Below are 20,171 nucleotides of genomic sequence, written 5' to 3' on the forward strand. Positions count from 1 at the left end.
GCCCGGCTATGCGGCTTTGCGCCACGGCAAGCCCGTGTGGACATGCACGAGCGAGCAGGTCACTGCAATGACGTCCGTCGCAGGAGTGCGTTGGGGCCTGGTGTTCTGGGAACACGCTGGCCGGGCGTACACGGGCATCACCGGTCCCGAGACACGGACCGGCACGGCGCCGGTGCCGGAGGGCGCGACCTTTACGGGCATCGAGTTCGCTGTGGGCACCTCATTGCGGGCCGTGCCCACGCCGGCGCTGGTCGACGGCGGCATCGGGCTCCCCGACACCACGCGCCGGACGTTCCGGCTGGACGGCACGCGCTGGGAGACGCCCGGCCCCGACGACGCCGAGGCTCTGGTCAAACGTCTCGTCCGGGCCGGGATCGTGGTCCGTGACCTGCTCTGCGTCGAAGTACTGCGGGGTCACCGCCCATCCGTCTCGGGGCGCACGGTCGAACGCCGGTTCCGCGCCGCGACCGGGCTGACGCAGGGCACCGTCCGGCAGATCGAGCGCACCCGCACGGCGGCGCAGCTGCTGGCTGCCGGCGACCCGGCCACCGACGTCGTCGCCAAGCTCGGCTACTGCGACGAGCCGCACCTGGCCCGCGCCTTGCGCTCCTACGTCGGACGCACCGTCAGGCAGCTGCGCGAGGGCGCCGGCGGCGCGATCGCCCTCGACCTGGATCAGCGCCTGACGTCGTAGACCAGCTTCAGGATCCCGTTCGAGTAGCTCTCCGATTCCCGCAGGGTCAGCATGTGCTTGTCCCGGTCGGCCCGGCCGAACAGGCTCTTCCCGGCACCGAGCAGCACGGGAAAGACAAGCAGGTTGTACTGGTCGATCAGCCCCGCGTCCGACAGCCGCCGGGCCAGCTCCGCGCTCCCGTGGATGAAGATCGCACCGCCCTCACCCTCCTTGAGCGCCGCGACGTCCTCGGTCGAGCGCAGGATCGTGGTCGGCCCCCATCCGTCGACGATGGCGTCGTCGGACAGCGTGGTCGACACCACATACTTGGGCAGTTCCTTGTAGTCGGCGTGGTCCTCCGAGCCGGGCCAGGTCGCCGCGAACGCCTCGTAACTGCGACGGCCGAACATCAGCGCCGTCGTGTCGGTGAGCTCCTCACCCTTTAGCGACCAGGCTTCGGGGACGAACTCGAGGTCCTTGAACACCCACCCGCCGCTGCGGTGTCCCTCCCCCGGCCCGCCGCCAGGCGAGTCCACGATGCCGTCGAGCGACATGAAACCGGTGTAGACCAAGTTACGCACTGTGCCGTCTCCTCATGCTCGGGCGGGCTGCCGGGTCCACGCTAGATCACGGCCGCGGTAGCTGTCTTGGACGGAAACGACAGCGGGTCCAAAACGCGTCGCTGAACGCCGCCGCGACCAGCTCGTCCTTGGCCAGTGTGAGATGTTGATCAGGTCCAGGTGAAGGTGCGGTGGGGCTGTCGGCGGGCAGGTTGTCCGCGGGTGATCCGACGGAGGATGCCGTTGATGGCGGCCCAGCGGATGAGGCTTCCGAGGTCTCGGGGTGTCGTTCGTAGTCGCGGGCCAGCCGGCGGAGCGCCGTGAGCCAGGCCAGGGTTCTCTCCACGACCCACCGGCGCGGGTGAACGGCGAAGTCACGTTGCTCGGCGGGTTTGCGCACGATCTCGACGATGGTCTTGAGCGTGGTGTTCGCCCAGTCGACGAACCGGCCGGCGAAGCCTTGATCAGCGAAGACGTGACGGATCGGGCTGCTCAGCGTGGTACCGAGAAGGGCGGTCTTACCGCCGTCGCGGTCCTGCCACGAAGCCGCGAGTCGGGAAGCAGGTCCTTGACCAGGTCCCACTGGGCGCCAGTCAAGTCAGACGGGTAGCCGCGGCGCGATGACACCCGGACACCCTGCCGAGCCTGATACCAGCCGTCGTGCCGCCATGCCGTCTACACGAGAACTTCTCAAATACTCACTCAGCTTGTCTTTTAACCTCAGATCCTCACATTCGGGACTTTCCTCAAATAGATGGCGCTACGAGGTGTAGCGGTTCAAGCGGTACGCCGGGTTTGGCCAGGCTATCAACGGCCGCGAGAGTCCTCACATCCACTCTGGTTACTGTTCCTAGCCATGAAAGCACCCAACCAGTCGACATTCGCCATCGCCGACCGCGGGCTCCTTATCACGCGCTACGGTCCGCCGCAGGTGCTCGACGGAGTCGCTGAGCGCCGTGCCGCGGTGATGCGTACGTTGGAAATCCTTTCTCCGGTGGTCCGTCCGCTTGCGCTCGAGATCTCGTTCGGCCCGCTCGATCCCGAGACGTTCGCTGTGTTCCCCGAGACCGCGACTCGCAGGCTCGCGACGCCGGCCATCCCGGCAGGCGTCGCCAACCAGTCGGCGTACGCGGAGCCGGCCGAGATCGAGTTGGTCGACGAACTCACCGCCGACGTGGTGGCGCGCGCGCTCACGCCGCCGTACCCGGACTGGGACGTTGGGACGATCCGGGCCACGGTCACCGCGGCGCGCGTCTCCGAGACCGACCTGACGATCGAGCAGTTGCCATCACACCACGTGCCAGTGGTCGTGCTCGACGGCGAACGCTGGGCGGTCGGGCCGATCGACGCTTTGGGGTACCGCCTGCAACCACCGGTCGCCTTGGTCTGGCGCCAGGAGTACGGCGACATCCTGCTCAGGATCGAGGCGTTCTGGACCCTGTGGTGGCAGACGGACTCGGCCGAGTACGTCAGCCTTCGCGCTGCCGAACAGGCATTGGACGCCGCCGGGTTTTCGCCGACCCCGGAGTAGTCGTTGCAGGCCTGGGCTGAGCTTGGTCCAAATCTGTGCTTTTCGAGCGGCTCGTCAAGCTGGGGACTTTGGTCGTTCGCGGGACAGTGAGACGGCCCTGACGTGATCATGTGCGCCGCTGAAGACACTGCCGATCACTGCCAAGGCCGTGAGGATGAGTGTGCTGAACGCTGCTGCCCGTGTCGAGTCCTTGGCCGTGTCGTCCCGGTTCCGGACCGACTTCTATGGCTGCCTTCCTGCGCGGACCGATGCGTTGTTCGAGCTGGCCGAAGCGCTGCTGTGCACCGAGTGTCCGGTCAAGACGCTGGTGGAGCTGGCATTGGCACCCGAGCACCGGCGTGGTCACGGTGCGTTGTACGACGGATTGAACAGCGGTCGGATCGAGGGGGCCCGCTTACGCCGATCGCTGTCGGCTCTGCCGCTGCCGCGGGCCGCCGACGGGCGGATCGTGCTGGCGGTCGATGTCGGCCCGTGGCTGCGCTCGGACGCCGCGACCAGCGCCGAGCGGGTGTTCTGCCACGTGTACGGGCGGGCTGTCGACGGTGCGGGATGCGTGTCGTTCGCCGGGGCGAGTTCTGCTTGACCGAGACTGTGCTCCCGCCTTCCATCACGCGGACTCGCAGATGCAGAGTTGAAGCGGCGCATCCACGGCAAACGGCCGACCGGACCAGTCGCCGAAGCGCTCGACGAGCCGAAGGCCGCCGAGCGAGACGAGCAGCGGCAACTCCTGCGGGAAGATGCTCCTGATTTCGAGCGGTGCGACGACGAAGTCGGGCTCGGAGTCAGTCGAGAGGTACCACGTCCCGCGGGTGACTTGCGCGGGCGCATCGTAGATCTCAGCGACATCGACGCTGACGTTGCCACGGTCAGGATCCATGAACGACTCCCGGGTGCGCCGCACGCCATCGGCTTCGGCAAGGAGGCGCACGCTCGGGTTGAACACATCGAAGACGAACCGTGCTCCAGGCGCCAGGTGTCGTCGAACCGACCGGAAGCAGCTCACCAGATCCTCAGCATCATGCAGATGCAGTAGGGAATTGGCCGTGATGAATACGAAGTCGAATGTGCGGCCCAGATCGAAGGCCCGCATGTCGCCCTGCACCCATTCCACCGCCACACCGCGCTCGTCCGCCTTACGCTGAGCCTCAGCCAGCATGTCTGACGAGAAGTCCAAGCCGACGCACGGATGCCCGTCGGACGCGATGGGGATCAGCTTGTGCCCGGTGCCGCACCCGAGTTCCAACACGCGCCCGCCGTGCCGATCGGCGCCGGCCCGGTAGAAGTCGACCGCGGGCCCGCCGCCCGGGAACATCAGGTCGTACAGCCTCGCGTGCGAGTAGAACGCTTCACTCATGAAGCGCCTCCCCCTTTCCGGCTCATCCGCAGTCGGCCGTGGTGGCCTGCTGATTCAAGCGTGTACGCCACAGCCGCGACAACAGCTTTACCGTCATCCGCGCCAACCTCCGCTTCGCCGCGGTGATGACCTGCCACGCCAAGATCAAAAGCTGATCGTTGGTTTTGCTGGAAGCTACTGGCGGGCCTTATGACACGCATTCACGGTCAGCCACTGCGCGGCCTACTCGGCGTCGGCGACCGAGCACTCGCGAAAGCCGAAGTACTTGCGGATATCCGCCGAGATTCACGATCGGCTACCAACAGGCGGCCACTGACCTGGGTTGACGCAAGCGCGTGCACCTGGGGACAGCGCACTCTTACTGACACCCCGATCTGCGCCGGACCGCCTTCTCGCAGAACCGGCCTGTCAGCCGGGGCGACGAAGGGTGCGGCGTACGGCCAGGCCGCCGAGGGCCGCCGACGCGAGCGCCAGGATCCCTGCCTCGGTCCACTGGAAGCGCCAGAACCTGGACGGCGCATGGTAGTACACCGCGTACCGGTACCCCTTGCCGAACAGGCACGCCTGCCACGCCCTGGCGTTCTTTTCGCTCTGCCCCACGTCCACCCGACGCGGACAGCCGCTGACCGACGGCTCGGCGACCTCTCTCCCGGACGGCTCCACCCAGGCGGCGCTCACGAGCCGGGCGTCGGGATCGTCCAGCAGCACGGTGCCGGACAACTCGGTACGCGTCGGCTCGGCGTAGTAGTCGCTCAGCTGGAACAGCGTGAACATCGTCACCGTCACACCGGCCACGACCAGCGCCATCGCGGGCAGCGTACGTCGGAACAGGGTGCCGGCCGCGGTGCCCAGCGCGAACGCGTACAGCCACCACGCCGCCGGCTCCACCCCGACCATGTTGAACACGCCGATATTGCCGAACGTGGAGTCGACCCCCGCTCGAAACACCGGCCGCCACAGGCTCACCATGAGCGACAGCAGCAGCCCACCCGTCACCACCGCCCCGCCCAGGACCGACAGCTTGACCGCCAGCCACCGCCACACGGGCACGGCCTGGGTCCAGGCCAGGCGGTGGGTGCCGCGCTCGTACTCGCGGCCGAGCAGCGGCGCGCCCCAGAACGCCCCGATCAGCGCGGGCGCCACCAGCGGCATCCAGCCGAAGATCGAGTACACGGCGTCGTAGCGCTGCGCGAGCGCCAGCGCCAGGTCTCCGCACGCCACAGCGGGCCCCGGGCAGCCCGGCGGGGCGTGCTCGGCCACGTACCGGCTCGCCTCCACCCCCGAACCCAGCAGCAGCACCCCCAGCAGCGCCAGGAGGCCCGCCGTCACGAGGATCTGCGCCCGGTGCTGGCGCCACGTCACCCAGATCACGCGCCCACCGCCGTCAGTCCCGGGAGCGCCGCCGACTCGGGGCTGCGCAGGTAGCCCATGACGAGCTCCTCCAGCCCGGGGCGCCGCGCCTGCCAGCGCGGATCGGGCGGGGCCGCGCCCCTGACCAGCATGCTGACCTGCCTGCCGGTACGGCTCGCGCCCACCACCTGCGTCCCCGCCGCCGACGCCTCGTCCGGCCCGGTGAGGACGAGATGCCCGTCGAGCAGCTCGTCGATGTCGCCGCTGACCTGCAGCCGGCCTCCGTTCAGCACGACGAGCCAGTCGCAGGTCTCCTCCAGGTCGGAGACGACGTGCGAGGACAGCAGCACGGTCAGCTCCCGCCCGGCCACCTCCGCCATGATCGAGCGCATCACGTCGTGGCGGGCGAGGGGGTCGAGGTTGGCCAGCGGTTCGTCCAGCACGAGCAGGTCGGGCCGGCAGGCCAGCGCCAGCGTGACCGCCACCTGCGCCTGCTGGCCGCCCGACAGTCCGCTCACCTTCCGCTCCAGCGGGATGCCCAGCCCGGCGAGCCGGTCGGCAGCGGCGGCGTCGTCCCAGCGCCGGTTCGTGCGTCGGCCGAAGGTGAGCATCTCGGCGACGGTGAAGTTGTCGTACAGCGGCTTGTCCTGCGCCACGAACGCCGCCTCGCCGGTCACGCGGACGCTGCCCAGCGCCGGCCGCACCAGGCCCACGGCCGCGTGCATGAACGTGGTCTTGCCCGCGCCGTTGGGGCCGACGAGCGCCGCCACGCGTCCCACGGGCACGGAGAGCGAGCAGTCGCGCAACACCCACGTACGGCGATAGCGGACCCCCAGCCCGGTCGCCTCCAATGCGGGACTCATGCCACGCCCTCCTTCGAGGCGTCGGCCAGTACCACGGTGAACAGCGCCCGCAGGTCCTCCTGATCGAGCCCGGCCGCGAGGGCGTCGCGCACCCACGCCTCCAGACCGCGCCGCAGCCGCGTGTGCTCGGCGAGCGTCGCCCCCGCGATGCCTTGCCGGACGAACGTCCCCATCCCCGGCCGCCCCTCGACCAGCCCTTCGCGCTCCAGCTCCCGGTACGCCTTGAGCACGGTGTTGGGGTTGATGGCCAGGCTCTCGACCACCTCGCGGGCGGTCGGCAACTGGTCGCCGGGCCGCAGCGTACCGAGCCTGAGCGCCTGTTTGACCTGGTGAACGAGCTGCAGGTACGTCGAAACGCCTGAGCCGCGGTCCAGGTTGAACTCGATCAACCAAAGCACCCTTTCACTAATTGATTAGTGAAAGGGTGCTGGATTCGGCCGCCCGCTGTCAAGCCATCGGCCCTCAAGCGTGTACGCGGGCGGGACCGGTGAGGCCTGGGCGGGCGAAGTCAGGGTGGGAGAAGTCCATGTCCTTCATTCGGGCCGCCTTGCCCTTGGTCCGCCACCGGCGCAGCAGCGGGGAGGTGACCGGCATCTTGCTCATGCGGACCATCGCCTTGCGCCGCGCGAGTTCGAAGCGGGTGGCCGGGACGAACAGGCTGCGCATCTGCATCCCGTTGCCCTGGAGGTAGCCGATGGAGGGGCGCAACTGCTGCTCCCATTCGGCCAGTGCCTGCGTCACGCTGCGGGGATGGCGGGCCAGCATGGTGCCCAGCAGGTCGGCCCCGGCCATCCCGCTCGAGGCGCCCATCCCCGCATAAAGGGTCACGCACCAGGCCGCGTCACCCACGAGCACCACCCGGCCGCGATGCCAGCTGTCCATGTGCACCTGCTCGACGGAGTCGAACAGCACCTCCTCGGCCGACTCCAGCACGTCCAGCGCCGCACCCAGCACCGGGCCGGCCGGCTCCGGGCCGAACACCGCGCGCACCCGATCGATCATCGGCCCGGTGAACTCGGCGTCCACATCGTCGGTGTGGTAGCTCAGCAGCACGGTCGGCGGACGGTCCTTGAACGGGAAGATCCACATCGACCGTCCGGGTTCTGCGAGGATGACGGAATCGGTCTGGTCATGGCCGGGGAGCGCGCCGGGCAGCTGATACGCGACCAGCATGTAGTTCATCCGGCGCAAGTAGTCCTCGTGCGGCCCGAATGCCAGCCGCCGCACCGTGGAGCGCAACCCGTCCGCACCGACGACCAGATCGAAACGCTCGGTGACCGAGGTTCCGTCGGCGGTGTCGGCCAGCGTCACATCAACCCCGTCGGGGTCCTGCTCGATCCGGGTCGGCACGGTGGAGTAACGGATCTCGACATCGGACGGCAGCGCGGCGAAACCGGCCTCCTCCACGTCTCCCCGCATCATCATCCACGGCCGGCCAGGAAAGTCCTTGAAGCCCAGCCCCGGCCGGCGATTCCCGGCCCGGTCGATGTCGTAGGCGGCGCCGTCCGGGCCTCGATCGGCGAGCCTGTCCAGGATGCCCAGGCGTCTGGCGGCGGCACGGCCCGCGCCGAACAGCGCGATGAAATATCCACCGGAGCGCCTGCCGGCGCTCCGCTCGACGATGACCGGCGTCCAGCCGATCTGCCGCAGCCGCAGCGCGGTCGCGATCCCGCTGATGCCCAACCCGACCACCAGAGCCCGGCGGCCACCGTTGTGCCTCGCATCCATGTGATTTCTCCTTGCAGGGTTGCTGACGACTCCGGCCGCGAAGCCGGAGTACTCATTGCGTCTCATGTGACAGTGACGAGGGGGCGAACCTGCCCCCTGAAGATGCGGGACGACGACGTCGTCCGAGAGACCTGTCGCCCGCTTGTCCGCAGGCAGGGCAGCGGTTCAGCGGGCAGGAACGCTCATCGGGAACGAGCGCGATCGCGGTCCGCGACCGTGTCAGGGTTCCTCGGTGTAGCGAGGGCTGGACTTGATCCAGATCGGAGCTGCCGGCGGCGGGGCGCGGGCACAAGCGGTTCCTCTCGGGGCGGCTCGGCGGCAAGGTCCGCCGCGTGCGCGTCGACGAGGTACTACGCCTGGATGAGGCCGAGCTGCCGCAGCTGGGAGTAGACGTCGACGACTCCCCAGAGGTCGGTGATCTGGCCGTCGGCGAAGCAGACGATGAAGATCTCGTTGTAGGTGACGGATCTGCCGGTCGCGGGCATGCCCCGGTATTCACCGGAGTTGGTCCCGGTGACCGTCTGCCGGACGACGATCTTGTCTCCCTCGGCGAGCAGGTCCTCGACCGTCACGTGAATGTCGGGGAACGCGCGCAGCAGGGTCTCCCATATGCGTTTCTGTGCCTGCACCGCGGGCACGTCGGTCCGCTCCGCCGTGTGGAACCGCCCTTCCGGGTGAACGTACTCGTCGATCGCCTTCGAGATGACCTCCAGATCGCCGCTGTTGATGGCGTCGTGGAAGTGGTGGTACGTCTCCTTGTTACGTGCTTCCTGGTCTGCTGACATGTCGCCTCTCCTTGGCTCTGCTGGTGAAAACAGCGTCTCGGTAGTTACGACGAGACGGCCCCTCGGATTGTGATGCCGGCGCGTCGTCAAGTTCCGCGGTGGATCAGCCGTTCGGTGGGGCGGAGGGTTCAGCCGTCGATTCAGCACATGGGTTGATGTGTGCCTGGCTCCCGGATTGAGACGCTGACTCCTCCCGCAGGAAAGGAACGAGACACATGCCAGAAATGAGCGACGGGAGTACACGCGCAACGGTGAGCCGTCGTGGGCTGCTCGCCGGTGCGGGTGCCGCGACGGTCACCGTGTTGGGCGCCGGTACCGGTGCCGCCGCCGCGGCCGTACCGGAGACGACGGGATTCGGGCCGGTGACGGTACGGCCGGGCGACTTTCGCTACGACAACCTGCTGCGTGGCAACAACTTCCGGTACGTCGGCCGGCCGGAGGAGATCCGCGTGGTCGGGTCGACCGATCAGGTGGTGCGTGCGGTGTCGGAGGCGGTGCGGTCCGGCCGGCGGATCGCGCCGCGCAGCGGCGGGCACTGCTTCGAGAACTTCACCGCCGATCCGGCGGTGCGGGTGCTGCTGGACCTCTCCCCGATGGACGAGGTCGGCTATGACGCTGATCGGCAGGCGTTCGCGGTGCAACCCGGTGCCACTCTCGGGCACGTGTACCGGACGCTGTTCAAGGGCTGGGGCGTGACGATCCCAGGCGGCGGCTGTCCGGAAGTGGGTGCCGGTGGGCACTTCGCGGGCGGCGGGTACGGGCCGCTGTCCCGGCGGTACGGCTCGGTGGTGGATCACCTGTACGGCGTGGAGGTCGTGGTGGTCGACCGCGACGGCACCGCCCGTACGGTGGTCGCCACCCGCGAGCCGGGCGACCCGCACCGCGATCTGTGGTGGGCGCACACCGGCGGTGGCGGCGGCAACTTCGGCGTGGTCACCCGGTACTGGTTGCGCTCGCCCCGCGTCACCGGCGCCGACCCGTCCCAGCTGCTCCCGGCGGCACCACAGCGGATGCTGCAGCACGTGGTCTTCTGGTCCTGGGAGCACATGACCGAACAGGCGCTCACCGGACTGCTGCGCAACTTCGGGACCTGGCATGAGCGCAACAGCGCGCCCGGCTCTCCGTACGCCGGGTTGTACGGGATCCTCCAGCCGTCGCACCGCGCCGGCGGAACCGTCATGCTGGTCGCGCAGATCGACGCGGACCTCCCCAACGCCGACAGCATGGTGACCGACTTCCTGGCCGCGGTGACCGCCGGCACCGACCTCACACCGGCGCTCGACATCCGGCGGACGATGCCATGGTTGCACCGGATGACCTGGCCGGGCACCGGCGAGCCGGGTGACGTGCTCAACCGGCGGTACAAGATAAAGGCCGCCTACCTGCGACGCGGCTTCACCGACACCCAACTCGCGGCCGTCTACCGCAACCTGACGAACTCCACCGGCGGCCCGGACGCCGGCATGCTGCTCGTCGGCTACGGCGGCCAGGTCCGCGCGGTAGCGCCAGGGGCCACCGCGATCGCCCAGCGGGACGCGGTGATGAAGGCGGTCTACCAGACGATCTGGGCCGACGAGGCGGACGACGCGGCCAACCTCGCCTGGGTCCGCGGCTTCTACCGCGACGTGTACGCCGCCACCGGCGGTGTGCCCGTGCCCGGCGAGGTCAACGACGGCTCCTACATCAACTACCCCGATGCCGACCTGGCCGACCCGGCATGGAACACCTCAGGCGTGTCCGCGCACCGGCTCTACTACAAGGACAACTACCCGCGCCTCCAACGGGTGAAAGCCCGGTGGGACCCGCGCAACGTCTTCCGGCACGCTCTGGCCATCGAGCCTCCACAGGCCGGCTGATCGACATCAGGACGTGCCGGTGCACAGATTAGATTGTCCGCTGAGGGCAAGCGCCGGCGAGGAGGACGCGAGTGAGCGATCCAGCGGCACGGTGGCCCGTGCCGGTGACCGTCGGGCCGTATGCGTTGCTGGCCCTGCTGACCGGCGTCACCGTGGCCGCCAAGCGCTCGGCGGGCGCGTCGCTGCTCATCGACCTGGTCCTGTGTGCGCTGATGGCGGCGTGGATGCTGGGCGTCTTCACGCTCCGTCCTGCCTGGCGCGAGCGGGAGCCGGTGATGGCTGCGTTCTTCACCGTGCTGCTCCTGCTCACGGCGATCCTGGTGATCAGAGACCCGTGGTTTGGTTTCTTCACCCCTGCGGCGTATGTCTTCGCCTTCCGGGTCCTGCGCTGGCCCTGGGAGCCGATCGGCGTCGGCGCGGTGGCGGTGGTGGCGGGCACGGCTCAGGCGTACGGCGTGGACAAGTCCACGGCCGTCGGCCTGCTCACCTACGGCGCCGTCGTGGCCGCGAACGTCATCCCCATGTGCGCCTTCGCCTGGTACGCCCGGCGCGACGCCCAGCGGAACGAGGAGCGCGAGCGTGCGCTCCGCGAGGCTCGCGAGGCGAACCGCAAGCTGGCGGCGTCACTGGCGGAGAACGCGGCCCTGCACGAGCAGTTGCTGGTGCAGGCACGGAACGCCGGCGTGCAGGACGAGCGCCGGAGGATGGCGCGGGAGATCCACGACACCCTGGCGCAGGGGCTGACCGGCATCATCACCCAACTGCGCGCGGCCGAGCACTCCGGCGACGACCCGGCGGAATGGCGCCGGCACATTGAGGCCGCGACCAAGCTGGCCGGGGAGAGCCTGTCCGAGGCGCGGCGGTCGGTGCACGCGCTGCGCCCCGAACCGCTGGAGACGGCACGGCTGAGCGAGGCGCTGGCGAGCGTCGCCGGCCGCTGGTCGGCGCTTGAGGAGATCCCTGTTCAGATCACGACGACCGGCACGGCGCGGCCCCTGCGGCCGGAGGCCGAGGTCGCGCTGCTCAGAACCGCGCAGGAGGCGCTGGCCAACGTGGCCAAGCACGCGCGGGCGAGCCGGGTAGGGGTGACGCTGTCGTACCTGGAAGACGAGGTGGCTCTGGACGTGCGCGACGACGGCTGCGGCTTCGATCCGGCCTGGCTTGCCCATGATGTCGCCGATGGCCCGCATGCAGCTCACCCTGGATTCGGGCTGATCGCGATGCGACAGCGGATCGAGGGCCTGTCAGGCACGCTGCAGGTCGAGTCGGAGCCCGGCGCCGGGACGGGGATCTCGGCCCGCGTCCCCTCCGAGCGGGCGGAGTCCCCCGCATGAGCCGCTCCGATACCGTGATCAGGCTGCTGATCGTCGACGATCATCCGGTGGTCAGAGACGGCTTGAGCAGCATGTTCGCGCGCGATCCGGAGTTCGAGGTGGTCGGCGAGGCCGGCGACGGGGCCGAGGCGGTCCGGCTCGCCGACACCCTGCGGCCGGATGTGGTCCTCATGGATCTGCGGATGCCCGGGATGGACGGCGTGAGCGCGACAAGAGAGCTGGCCGGGCGCGGCGTGCGTGTGCTGGTGCTCACCACGTACGACACCGACAGCCACGTGCTGCCCGCGATCGAGGCAGGTGCTACCGGCTACCTGCTCAAAGACGCTCCCCGTGACGAGCTGCTGCGGGCGGTCCGGGCAACGGCCCGGGGCGAGGCGGTGCTCGCGCCGTCGGCGGCGGCCCTGCTGATGAGCCGGGTACGCTCCTCCTCCTCGGGGCCGCTCAGCCGACGCGAGCTCGAAGTGCTCCAACTGGTCGCGGCGGGGGCCACGAACCGGGAAGCGGCGGCGAGGCTGTTCATCACCGAGGCCACGGTCAAATCTCACCTGCTGAACATCTACGGCAAGCTCGGTGTGGGTGACCGTGCCGCCGCCGTCACCGAGGCGTTCAACCGTGGACTGCTCGTCCCGCGATCACCGGAACAACCCTGACGCCGTAGCAGTTCGGCACGGTTTGCGGGCCGGAGCGACGCCGACCAGGTGGACGAGCACCTCATGCGCCGGAGACCGGCAAATCCATGAGTACATGGGGCAGGCCCACCTAGGCCAAGCCCCTGCGGGGCTCGCTCATGCTTCTCCGCACATAACAGCATAGCAATATTGATCTTAGACAACATCACTCTGGAGCCATAGTGTCGAGGCGTTTCCAAGAGACAGAGTGAGGAGGATCCCTCGTGCTTACCCGGGGATTCGATGCTGCGCATCGGACGACACCGGTGGGATGGGTGCTACGGGCCGTCGCCAGCGCGCACGTGGTGGCGATCGTCGGCCAGCCGGTGTTCGCCGGTGCGTACCTGACCGGTGACTTCGACAGTCTGCGCTGGCACGCGGTCGGCGCCGACGTGGTCACCTCCATCGGCTATCTGCAGGTGATCGTGGCGATCGTGGTGTGGATCGGGCTGCGTCAGGTCTGGCCGTTCCTTGCCACGATGGCGGTGGTGACGGCCGAGACCGTGCAGTACGTCGCCGGGTTGGACGGCGCACTGTGGTTGCACATCCCGTTGGGTGTGATGACCATCGTCGCGCTCGTCGTGCTGTTCATCGCCGTCTGGCGCCGGCCCCTGCTGCGGCGACCGCGGGAGGCCCGCGATGCGTGAGCGTGGCATGACCCGGCGGCAGGCGCTGGGCATCGGCGGGGCGCTCGGGCTGATGGCGGCCACCGGGCTGTCGGCCTCGGCGGCGCTGGCGCGCAGGCCGTCGATCACCGGCGCCGAGTTGCGCAGTGCCGTACCGCTGCCGCCGCCTTTCCAGGTGCCGCTGCCGATTCCCTCCGTACTGGCGCCCGTCAGCACCTCGGGCGGCGTCGACCGTTACGCGATCACTCAGCGCGAAGCGAGCGCGGAGATCCTGCCCGGTGTCAGGACACCGCTGTGGACCTATGAAGGCACCTTCCCGGGGCCGACGATCGAGTCGCGTCGCGGCCGGCCGGTCACCGTGACGCACCGCAATGAGCTGCCCGTACCGACCGTGGTGCACCTGCACGGCGGACGGACCCCGGCGGCTTCCGACGGATACCCGACCGACCTCGTCCTGCCCGAGGGCTGGCACGAGCCGGCCACGCACGTGCAGCCCGCCTCCGGACACAGCATGCAAGGCATGCAGAGCATGCAGAGCATGCAAGGCATGCACGATCCGCGTGCGGTGGTGAGCACCCTGACACGGGACTACACCTTCCCGCTGGACCAACGGCCGACGCTGCTGTGGTACCACGACCACCGGATGGACTTCACCGCCCCCGCGATCTGGCGCGGCCTGGCCGGGCTGCAGATCGTCCGCGACGATGCCGAGGACGCACTCGGCCTGCCCGCGGGGCAGCGCGAACTACCTCTGATGATCGCCGACCGGGCGTTCGCCGCCGATGGCAGCCTCGCCTACCCCGCCCTCGACCCCACCCTGCGGGAGCAGCCGGGCGTGAGCGACCCGTATCTCGCCGGTGTCCTCGGCGACGTCATCTTGGTCAACGGCGCCCCCTGGCCCGTGCACGAGGTCGACGCGGCCCGCTACCGGCTGCGCATCCTGAACGCCTCCAACGCCAGGCACTACGAACTCGAAGCGGTCACCGACGACGGACGCCGGCTCGATCTCGTCCAGATCGGCGCCGACCAGGGACTGCTCGCGGCGCCGGTCACCCACCATGTCCTGCCGATGGCTCCGGCCGAACGCTACGACGTGATCGTCGACTTCTCCGGCGTCGCGATCGGCAGCCGTGTCAGAGTCGTCAACCGGCTCGGCTCCGGCCGTACCCGCGATGTGATGGCCTTCCGGGTCGCGCGCAACGCCACCGACGGCAGCCGCATCCCGCGTGTGCTCTCGGACGATCTGCCGGCCTGGCGCAGGTCGGACGCCGTCAGGGTGCGCAAGTTCTCCTTCCGCACCGGGCGGATGCGCGGTGGTCACGGGTGGCTGATCGGCGGGCTGCCGTTCGATCCCGGCCGCTCCGACGTCACCGTCGGTCTGGGCGATGTCGAGGTGTGGCGGCTGGTCGCCGACGTCCATCATCCCGTCCACCTGCACCTGGTCGGCTTCCGGGTGCTCTCGCGCAGCGGCCGGCCGCCACTGCCGCACGACGCGGGACTCAAGGACACCGTCTCCCTACGGCCGGGCGAAACGGTGGAGATCATCACCCGTTTCGACGGCTACCGCGGCCGCTACCTCTTCCACTGCCACAACGCCGAGCACGAGGACATGGGCATGATGGCCAACCTCGAGATCATCTAGAGGCCTGTTTGGCTCAGGTCTCGGTTCGCTCACGGTGTGGACCATGGGCGACGACAAGCCGGCGTTCGGTTGATGCCGCGGCCATCACCGCCGATGGCGACGCGGGCTACGCCGCCGACACCCGGAGCACCTGGACGCCCCTATCTTCAAGGCCACGACGGCTCTAGCGTCGAGATCTCCGAGTTCGGCCAGGACGACGAATGCGCGCCGAGAAGCTCATTCGGCCTCGGGGACCACCTGGGCGAACGAGGTCACGAACGCGGTGATAAGCCGGGCGAACTCGGACCGGTCGGCGTCCGACCAATCCGCCATCACCCGCGCGAAGATCTCCTGCCGGAACCGGTGTGTGCGTTCGAGCTGTTCCCGCCCTGAGTCGGTCAGGGCGAGCAGTGTGCGCCGGGCGTCGGAAGGGTCGGCCCTGCGGTCCAGCCACCCTTCCTCGACGGTGCGGAGCACCAGTCGGCTCGCCCTCGGTTGATCAACGCCCAGCGCGGTGGCGACGTCCGAGACGGAGCACGGCTTGTCGCGGTCCTCGATGACGTCCAACACGTTGAACAGCGTGGGGTCGATCGGCTTGCCGCCGTCGGGCGGCGCCAACCGCCCCAGCGATCGGCGGGTCTGGCTGCGGCGGATCGCCACCATGGCCCGTTCGACGTCGGCGATCGCCCTGTCATGGCGCGGTGGCACTGACCGGCGAGGGCCGACGGGCGCACCAGCGGATTTCCGACCAGTCCGGAGCCCTGAGGGTTCGGATGATGGAGTGCCTCTCGTCCGAAGAGCACACAGTGTTGATGGAACTGCTCCAGCGGGTCGCCACCCACCTTGACGCTCTGGCGGTTGAAACGCCCCGTCAGTAGTCGTCGGCGCGCTTCTCTCTGCGAGAAGCGTTGGTGCCACGTCGCCGCATGATCACCAGCGCCACCTCATTCCGCGAAGCACAACCGATCGCTGTCGCAGCAGATCGGCAATCGCTGTCGCATGTCAACCGACATAACCATCCGCGGCTTGCTCCAACAGATCCTCAACAAATGCTCAACGGCCCCGCCCTAACATCCATGGCAAGGCACCAGCTACGTGAAGGAGATTGCGAAATGACGCACATCATCGGGAAAGCTGGGGCAGTGCTCGGCGGGGCCGGCTTGTCACTCGTCCTTCTGACCTCCGCCGCGCACGCCACCGCAGCTCCCACGCGTCGCGTCAAAGCGAGCTGCACGATGAATGACGGCCACAAGATGGACTTCGAGATGAAGTACAGGACGTTCGGCGGGTATCACCGCGTCTCCGACATCATTTACCGATGGAGCTCCGAGGTGCCGATCCGCCTGAAGACCGCGCACCTTCGCCTGACGGTCGAACGACGGGGCAAGGACAAGAAGGTCTTCGGCGAGACGCTCCATGAGAAGCACGCGTCCACCGACCTCTCCTACGACATCATCGTCGATGTCAAGGTCCCGGCCAAGGAGAGGCTCTATCTCGTCGTCGACTCCACGTTAGTGAAGAAAGGCAGAGACATGCGCTGCGTAGGACGCACCACCAGCGTGTAGCGCCGTTGGCCTGCCCCTCATCCCCCTCGCCGAGGAGGACCTCACCCCGGCCGAACCGGCCGCGCCGCTGACTGTCCCCTTTCGGCCGGTGAGCCATGCGTTCAGGCCCGCGTTGAACGTCGTCCTACAGGGTTGTTAGCCTGCGCGCCTCGGCGGTCCCCGCCCACGTGACGAGCTTGAGCGTGAGATGCCCGAGGTGCCCGCGCGATGGCCCGGAAGTTTCGTCGTCGAGCTCGACGGGGCGATGAGCGGCCAGATTCTGCTCAGGAGAGCAGCCGAGCACCGTCGCCCGGCTGCTGTGGGGAAGGTCGATCTCGGCTACCTGTTCCTGCCGAAGGTCTGGGGGCACGGGTACGCCGCCGAGGCGTGCGCGGCGGCACTCGACTGGTTTGACGGCGTCCTTCCCGGCGAGCCGGTGGTGCTCACCACCCAGAGCGCCAACGTCGGCTCGATGCGCCTCGCGGCAAAGCTGGGGTTCGCCGAGGTCGAGCGGTTCCAGGCCTGGGACGCCGAGCAGTGGCTCGGCCTGCGGCCCCCGGCCACGTGATGGGGCTACGCGATTTTGGCTCTGCCGCTTGGAATGTCGTGATCGGCAAGACGGAGAAGGTTGATGCCCGCCGGCGGAAGTCGGGGCGTACTGCTCAACCGTGCGAGCCGCCGTCTGCCCAGGTCCTGCGGCCGGCGAGGCCTAAGACGCCCAGAGGAGCCCGCCTGACGCCACCTAAGCCCAGGGACGGGGGAAGGCGTCGCCGTCCAACCGGTCGCCCACAGCGAGTCCGAGAGGATCAGTCACGATGTGCCCGGTCCCGTGGTAGGTGGTCGCCTCATCCATATAAATGATGACGTGCGCGAACCTGGCCTGGTCAGTCCGGTTGGGCAGCGCCATGTGCCCGGTGTAGCCGCTGTGGAAGGTACAGTCGCCGGCGCGCAGCGGTACGGTGACCCGCGGGATCCAGCGCAGAGACGGGTCCATCGTGAACAGGTCTTCCTCGTGGTGGAGGTCCTGCGGGAGCAGGCCGGTGCGATGCTGGGTGCCAGGCAGAAAGGTCATGCAGCCCCGCTCCGGCGGAACGTCGACCAGCGCGATCCACGCCGACAGCGGGAGCCGATCATTCGCATGCGGCCAGTACGGACGGTCCTGGTGGAACTCCGTGGCGGCGTTGTTGTGCGGCTCCTTGACCAGCATCTGGTCGTGCCAGAGCCGCAGCCGGAACCCGGCGAGCTGTTCGGCGATCCGGCCGAGCCGCGGGTCGAACGTGAGCTCTCTCAGCGTCTGTTCGCGTTGCCAGACGTTGACCAGCTGACTGAAGACGCCCTCCTTCTCCAGGCTCTCCGCGCGATGCGCCTCGAGGAAGGCCTCGGCACTCGCTCGGAAGCGCTCGACCTGGTCGGGCTCGAGAACACCGCGTACTCGGACGAAACCGTGTTCGCGGTACGCCGCCACCAGCTCTTCCGACACCCGGCCGTCGGCGCCGACGTCGCTGCCGGACTGCTCGCTCGTGGTCGTTGTCATCATTGACCTCCAAATTCTTCCCGTTGGAACCCCTCCAGCGTCGTCGTGATATGCCTCTGTGGGCTAGGCCGATCCCGGCCAGTACTCGTACGATCCCGACATGCCCGCCACGCTGCACGAGCACGCGCTGTTCGCCGGAGGCCCGGTCTTCGCAGGTGTCCACCACCTGAACCCCGACATCGAGCCGCACGCGCACGACTTCCTCGAGATCGCGGTGGTCGGGACCGGTCACGGCCGGCACGTGACCAGCCGGGGCGAGCACCCGCTGCGGCGCGGTGACGTCATCGTGCTCCGGCCCGGCGCGTGGCACGGGTTCCGGGACAGCACCGACCTGACCGTCGCCAACTGCTGCCTGTCCGCCCAGGCGCTGCGGGCCGAACTGGCGGCGCTGTACGACATCCCGATGCTCCGCCGGATGCTGTGGACCGATCCGGTGGCATCCGGCACGCACGGCGTGGCGATCATGACCGTCGATCCGGCCGCCGCCGACGAGGCCATCGCGGAGATCGGCCTGCTCGAACGTGACCTCAAGGCTGATCACGACCGGCCGGGACGCGTGCTGGGCCGGCTGATCACCGTGCTCGGCATCCTGGCCGACGGCCGTGACCCCGAACAGAAGACGCTCGAGTCCGCCATCCACCCCGCCGTCGCCGCCACCATCGCCCGTCTCGAGGCAGCGCCTGCCCATCCCTGGCGGCTGGATGATCTCGCCCAGGCGGTCAACCTCGACCCCGCCTATCTCGGACGGCTGTTCAGGCGGTACGTCGGGTTGACGCCGCTGGGCTTCCTGGCCCGGCTACGGGCCGAACGCGCTGCCACCTTGCTGGCACACTCGACCCTGCCGACCGCCCGCGTCGGCGCCGCCGTCGGCTGGGACGACCCGACGTACTTCGCCCGCCGCTTCCGTACGCTGGTCGGGCTGACGCCCACCGAGTACCGGCAACATACTCGATCAACCGCCCCTACGCAGCTCGACATCCCCGAGGCGCTCTCCTGACGTACCGGTGCGGCCAACAACCGGTAGTAATGCCACCGCTCTTCATCGACGGGGTCGGCGGCGCAGCTCGCCAACGTCGCCTCGTTCTTGCGCGAGCTCGACGAGCTGATCGGCGGCGTCTTTGCTGCCCGCGTCGGCGAGGCGGCGCAGCTCCTCCATGTCGCCGTGCTCGGCTGCGAGTTCGACGAGCTGGCCGACAGCGTCCGGGTCGCCGTCCGCGATCCCGAGCATGGCCGGGTAATCATCGCGATTCATGCCGCACTTCTCCGCCGGCCGTCGGCTGGTTGCTGGTGAGCAGGTCTGCGATCGCGTCTCGCACTGCCTGTTCGCCGCGTAGGTGGATCGTGACATGGCCGGCTTCGACCGACCGGATTTCTCCTCGGGGTACGGAATTGGCGAAGTCGGTGTAGAGCCGGAACTTGGCGTCGATTTCCTCCTGCAGTAGGGCCTCGGGGATGCCTTGGGAGACAACCTCTTTGAACGGGTCGACCTTGGTGGAGGAAAGGACGAGGAGCGGGACGTCCGGCAGGGGGCCGGCTGCGCGTACCTCGGCGTAAAGCTGCTCGACGTTACTTGCTTCCTGGAACCCGGCTTTGAGGCCGTGCGGGCTGACGTGGTAGTCAATGAGCGGCTCGCGGACCTCGGCGGGCCAGCCGGCCAGCTCTTGGGCGAACAGGCCACGGTATAGCTGCACCACCCCATCGGGCAGGTTCTCGAATGCCGCTGCGGCCTCCGCGGCGTCGAAACCTTCCCACCGCTCCCGCAGTTCCTGCGGCATGTAGGCGTTGTAGTCCTCGTGTGCCGGGTCGAGCAGGAGCAGCCCAGCGACCTCTGCGGGGAACCGGATCGCATAGTGGCGGGCGTACAGGCCGCCCAGTGAGTGGCCGACCAGCACGTATGGGCCGTCGATGGCCGCGTCGCGTAGCAGCCCCCGCAGCTCGTCGGTCACCTCGGTGCTGGTGCGGGGCAACTCGGCGGGTGCGCCGTCGCCTGTGCCCGCGCGGTCGTAAATCACACTGGTGGCCAGTTCCGCCGCTTTGCGGTGCACGTTCCAGTAGTCACGGCCGACCGCACCGCCGCCGGCCAGAAAGATGACCGCTGGGCCGCTGGTGGCCGCTCTTAGCGTTTCCATATTTGGGAATAGTAC

General features: G+C 68.7%; 23 protein-coding genes. 11 read left to right on the forward strand and 12 right to left on the reverse strand.

Annotated elements, in window-relative coordinates:
• Positions 1 to 67 precede the first annotated feature (67 nt).
• The gene (locus ABD830_RS52280) at positions 68 to 694 is read left to right on the forward strand and encodes a helix-turn-helix domain-containing protein (protein ID WP_345003105.1); all 627 of its coding nucleotides are present in this window, start codon (positions 68 to 70) and stop codon (positions 692 to 694) included.
• Here the strand turns inward: ABD830_RS52280 and ABD830_RS52285 are convergent.
• Both ABD830_RS52285 and ABD830_RS54570 read right to left on the reverse strand, forming a co-directional pair.
• Positions 676 to 1,254, reverse strand: coding sequence for a dihydrofolate reductase family protein (locus ABD830_RS52285; RefSeq protein ID WP_345003106.1), 579 nt, complete (start codon positions 1,252 to 1,254; stop codon positions 676 to 678). The two genes, ABD830_RS52280 and ABD830_RS52285, sit on opposite strands and share 19 nt — an antisense overlap.
• 46 nt (positions 1,255 to 1,300) lie before the next feature.
• Complete coding sequence (locus ABD830_RS54570; RefSeq protein WP_378520934.1) at positions 1,301 to 1,816, reverse strand: transposase; 516 nt, start codon at positions 1,814 to 1,816, stop codon at positions 1,301 to 1,303.
• 273 nt (positions 1,817 to 2,089) lie between these two features.
• Between ABD830_RS54570 and ABD830_RS52290 the strand changes: the two genes are divergently transcribed.
• Complete coding sequence (locus ABD830_RS52290) at positions 2,090 to 2,764, forward strand: hypothetical protein (protein ID WP_345003107.1); 675 nt, start codon at positions 2,090 to 2,092, stop codon at positions 2,762 to 2,764.
• A gap of 154 nt (positions 2,765 to 2,918) precedes the next feature.
• Positions 2,919 to 3,347, forward strand: a complete 429-nt coding sequence (locus ABD830_RS52295) for a transposase (RefSeq protein WP_345003108.1) — start codon at positions 2,919 to 2,921, stop codon at positions 3,345 to 3,347.
• Between the two features lie 24 nt (positions 3,348 to 3,371).
• Here ABD830_RS52295 and ABD830_RS52300 read toward each other — a convergent pair whose 3' ends face one another.
• The 6 genes from ABD830_RS52300 to ABD830_RS52325 form a co-directional block, all read right to left on the reverse strand.
• Positions 3,372 to 4,118 carry a class I SAM-dependent methyltransferase gene (locus ABD830_RS52300; protein WP_345003109.1) on the reverse strand — a complete coding sequence of 249 codons (747 nt, stop codon included), beginning with the start codon at positions 4,116 to 4,118 and terminating at the stop codon, positions 3,372 to 3,374.
• 408 nt (positions 4,119 to 4,526) lie between these two features.
• The gene (locus ABD830_RS52305) at positions 4,527 to 5,489 is read right to left on the reverse strand and encodes a hypothetical protein (protein WP_345003110.1); all 963 of its coding nucleotides are present in this window, start codon (positions 5,487 to 5,489) and stop codon (positions 4,527 to 4,529) included.
• Positions 5,486 to 6,331, reverse strand: a complete 846-nt coding sequence (locus ABD830_RS52310) for an ABC transporter ATP-binding protein (RefSeq protein WP_345003111.1) — start codon at positions 6,329 to 6,331, stop codon at positions 5,486 to 5,488. The genes ABD830_RS52305 and ABD830_RS52310 overlap by 4 nt, the downstream gene beginning before the upstream one ends.
• Positions 6,328 to 6,720 carry a GntR family transcriptional regulator gene (locus ABD830_RS52315; protein WP_345003112.1) on the reverse strand — a complete coding sequence of 131 codons (393 nt, stop codon included), beginning with the start codon at positions 6,718 to 6,720 and terminating at the stop codon, positions 6,328 to 6,330. The genes ABD830_RS52310 and ABD830_RS52315 overlap by 4 nt, the downstream gene beginning before the upstream one ends.
• A gap of 73 nt (positions 6,721 to 6,793) precedes the next feature.
• Entirely contained in the window at positions 6,794 to 8,059 is a 1,266-nt protein-coding gene (locus ABD830_RS52320; RefSeq protein WP_345003113.1) for an FAD-dependent monooxygenase, read from the reverse strand.
• Between the two features lie 350 nt (positions 8,060 to 8,409).
• Positions 8,410 to 8,844 carry an ester cyclase gene (locus tag ABD830_RS52325; RefSeq protein WP_345003114.1) on the reverse strand — a complete coding sequence of 145 codons (435 nt, stop codon included), beginning with the start codon at positions 8,842 to 8,844 and terminating at the stop codon, positions 8,410 to 8,412.
• 251 nt (positions 8,845 to 9,095) lie between these two features.
• On the opposite strand from ABD830_RS52325, the gene ABD830_RS52330 reads away from it, so the two are divergent.
• The 5 genes from ABD830_RS52330 (at position 9,096) to ABD830_RS52350 (ending at position 14,970) form a co-directional block, all read left to right on the forward strand.
• The gene (locus tag ABD830_RS52330) at positions 9,096 to 10,700 is read left to right on the forward strand and encodes an FAD-binding oxidoreductase (protein WP_345003115.1); all 1,605 of its coding nucleotides are present in this window, start codon (positions 9,096 to 9,098) and stop codon (positions 10,698 to 10,700) included.
• A gap of 71 nt (positions 10,701 to 10,771) precedes the next feature.
• Positions 10,772 to 12,034, forward strand: coding sequence for a sensor histidine kinase (locus ABD830_RS52335; protein WP_345003116.1), 1,263 nt, complete (start codon positions 10,772 to 10,774; stop codon positions 12,032 to 12,034).
• Positions 12,031 to 12,684 carry a response regulator transcription factor gene (locus ABD830_RS52340; RefSeq protein ID WP_345003117.1) on the forward strand — a complete coding sequence of 218 codons (654 nt, stop codon included), beginning with the start codon at positions 12,031 to 12,033 and terminating at the stop codon, positions 12,682 to 12,684. Before ABD830_RS52335 ends, ABD830_RS52340 begins: the two co-directional genes overlap by 4 nt.
• Positions 12,685 to 12,968: 284 nt before the next feature.
• Positions 12,969 to 13,349, forward strand: coding sequence for a hypothetical protein (locus ABD830_RS52345; RefSeq protein WP_345003119.1), 381 nt, complete (start codon positions 12,969 to 12,971; stop codon positions 13,347 to 13,349).
• Complete coding sequence (locus ABD830_RS52350) at positions 13,342 to 14,970, forward strand: multicopper oxidase family protein (protein ID WP_345003120.1); 1,629 nt, start codon at positions 13,342 to 13,344, stop codon at positions 14,968 to 14,970. The genes ABD830_RS52345 and ABD830_RS52350 overlap by 8 nt, the downstream gene beginning before the upstream one ends.
• 216 nt (positions 14,971 to 15,186) lie before the next feature.
• On the opposite strand, the gene ABD830_RS52355 is transcribed toward ABD830_RS52350, so the two are convergent.
• Complete coding sequence (locus tag ABD830_RS52355) at positions 15,187 to 15,657, reverse strand: MarR family winged helix-turn-helix transcriptional regulator (protein ID WP_345003121.1); 471 nt, start codon at positions 15,655 to 15,657, stop codon at positions 15,187 to 15,189.
• Between the two features lie 404 nt (positions 15,658 to 16,061).
• Here ABD830_RS52355 and ABD830_RS52360 point away from each other — a divergent pair, with 404 nt between their 5' ends.
• Both ABD830_RS52360 and ABD830_RS52365 read left to right on the forward strand, forming a co-directional pair.
• The gene (locus ABD830_RS52360) at positions 16,062 to 16,514 is read left to right on the forward strand and encodes a hypothetical protein (protein ID WP_345003122.1); all 453 of its coding nucleotides are present in this window, start codon (positions 16,062 to 16,064) and stop codon (positions 16,512 to 16,514) included.
• A gap of 196 nt (positions 16,515 to 16,710) precedes the next feature.
• Positions 16,711 to 17,061, forward strand: a complete 351-nt coding sequence (locus tag ABD830_RS52365; protein ID WP_345003123.1) for a GNAT family N-acetyltransferase — start codon at positions 16,711 to 16,713, stop codon at positions 17,059 to 17,061.
• A 174-nt stretch (positions 17,062 to 17,235) separates the two neighbouring features.
• Here the strand turns inward: ABD830_RS52365 and ABD830_RS52370 are convergent, their stop codons facing one another.
• The gene (locus tag ABD830_RS52370; RefSeq protein WP_345003124.1) at positions 17,236 to 18,027 is read right to left on the reverse strand and encodes a phytanoyl-CoA dioxygenase family protein; all 792 of its coding nucleotides are present in this window, start codon (positions 18,025 to 18,027) and stop codon (positions 17,236 to 17,238) included.
• Positions 18,028 to 18,127: 100 nt separating this feature from the next.
• Here ABD830_RS52370 and ABD830_RS52375 point away from each other — a divergent pair, with 100 nt between their 5' ends.
• A complete protein-coding gene (locus ABD830_RS52375) occupies positions 18,128 to 19,024 on the forward strand; it encodes an AraC family transcriptional regulator (RefSeq protein WP_345003125.1) in 897 nt (298 codons plus the stop codon).
• A gap of 42 nt (positions 19,025 to 19,066) precedes the next feature.
• On the opposite strand, the gene ABD830_RS52380 is transcribed toward ABD830_RS52375, so the two are convergent.
• Together ABD830_RS52380 and ABD830_RS52385 are read right to left on the reverse strand one after the other, a co-directional pair.
• The gene (locus ABD830_RS52380; protein ID WP_345003127.1) at positions 19,067 to 19,279 is read right to left on the reverse strand and encodes a hypothetical protein; all 213 of its coding nucleotides are present in this window, start codon (positions 19,277 to 19,279) and stop codon (positions 19,067 to 19,069) included.
• Entirely contained in the window at positions 19,266 to 20,156 is an 891-nt protein-coding gene (locus ABD830_RS52385) for an alpha/beta hydrolase (RefSeq protein ID WP_345003128.1), read from the reverse strand. The genes ABD830_RS52380 and ABD830_RS52385 overlap by 14 nt, the downstream gene beginning before the upstream one ends.
• Positions 20,157 to 20,171: the final 15 nt, after the last annotated feature.

Source organism: Nonomuraea helvata, assembly GCF_039535785.1.
Lineage (GTDB): Bacteria > Actinomycetota > Actinomycetes > Streptosporangiales > Streptosporangiaceae > Nonomuraea > Nonomuraea helvata.

What these genes read in the sequence shown, in the direction of transcription:
- ABD830_RS52375 (WP_345003125.1), top strand. Translation starts at nt 18,128, where the DNA reads ATGCCCGCCACGCTGCACGAGCACGCGCTGTTCGCCGGAGGCCCGGTC.
- ABD830_RS52380 (WP_345003127.1), bottom strand. Translation starts at nt 19,279, where the DNA reads ATGAATCGCGATGATTACCCGGCCATGCTCGGGATCGCGGACGGCGAC.
- ABD830_RS52280 (WP_345003105.1), top strand. Translation starts at nt 68, where the DNA reads ATGACGTCCGTCGCAGGAGTGCGTTGGGGCCTGGTGTTCTGGGAACAC.
- ABD830_RS52310 (WP_345003111.1), bottom strand. Translation starts at nt 6,331, where the DNA reads ATGAGTCCCGCATTGGAGGCGACCGGGCTGGGGGTCCGCTATCGCCGT.
- ABD830_RS52340 (WP_345003117.1), top strand. Translation starts at nt 12,031, where the DNA reads ATGAGCCGCTCCGATACCGTGATCAGGCTGCTGATCGTCGACGATCAT.
- ABD830_RS52325 (WP_345003114.1), bottom strand. Translation starts at nt 8,844, where the DNA reads ATGTCAGCAGACCAGGAAGCACGTAACAAGGAGACGTACCACCACTTC.
- ABD830_RS52300 (WP_345003109.1), bottom strand. Translation starts at nt 4,118, where the DNA reads ATGAGTGAAGCGTTCTACTCGCACGCGAGGCTGTACGACCTGATGTTC.
- ABD830_RS52350 (WP_345003120.1), top strand. Translation starts at nt 13,342, where the DNA reads ATGCGTGAGCGTGGCATGACCCGGCGGCAGGCGCTGGGCATCGGCGGG.
- ABD830_RS52370 (WP_345003124.1), bottom strand. Translation starts at nt 18,027, where the DNA reads ATGACAACGACCACGAGCGAGCAGTCCGGCAGCGACGTCGGCGCCGAC.
- ABD830_RS52290 (WP_345003107.1), top strand. Translation starts at nt 2,090, where the DNA reads ATGAAAGCACCCAACCAGTCGACATTCGCCATCGCCGACCGCGGGCTC.
- ABD830_RS52295 (WP_345003108.1), top strand. Translation starts at nt 2,919, where the DNA reads ATGAGTGTGCTGAACGCTGCTGCCCGTGTCGAGTCCTTGGCCGTGTCG.
- ABD830_RS52320 (WP_345003113.1), bottom strand. Translation starts at nt 8,059, where the DNA reads ATGGATGCGAGGCACAACGGTGGCCGCCGGGCTCTGGTGGTCGGGTTG.
- ABD830_RS52385 (WP_345003128.1), bottom strand. Translation starts at nt 20,156, where the DNA reads ATGGAAACGCTAAGAGCGGCCACCAGCGGCCCAGCGGTCATCTTTCTG.
- ABD830_RS52360 (WP_345003122.1), top strand. Translation starts at nt 16,062, where the DNA reads ATGACGCACATCATCGGGAAAGCTGGGGCAGTGCTCGGCGGGGCCGGC.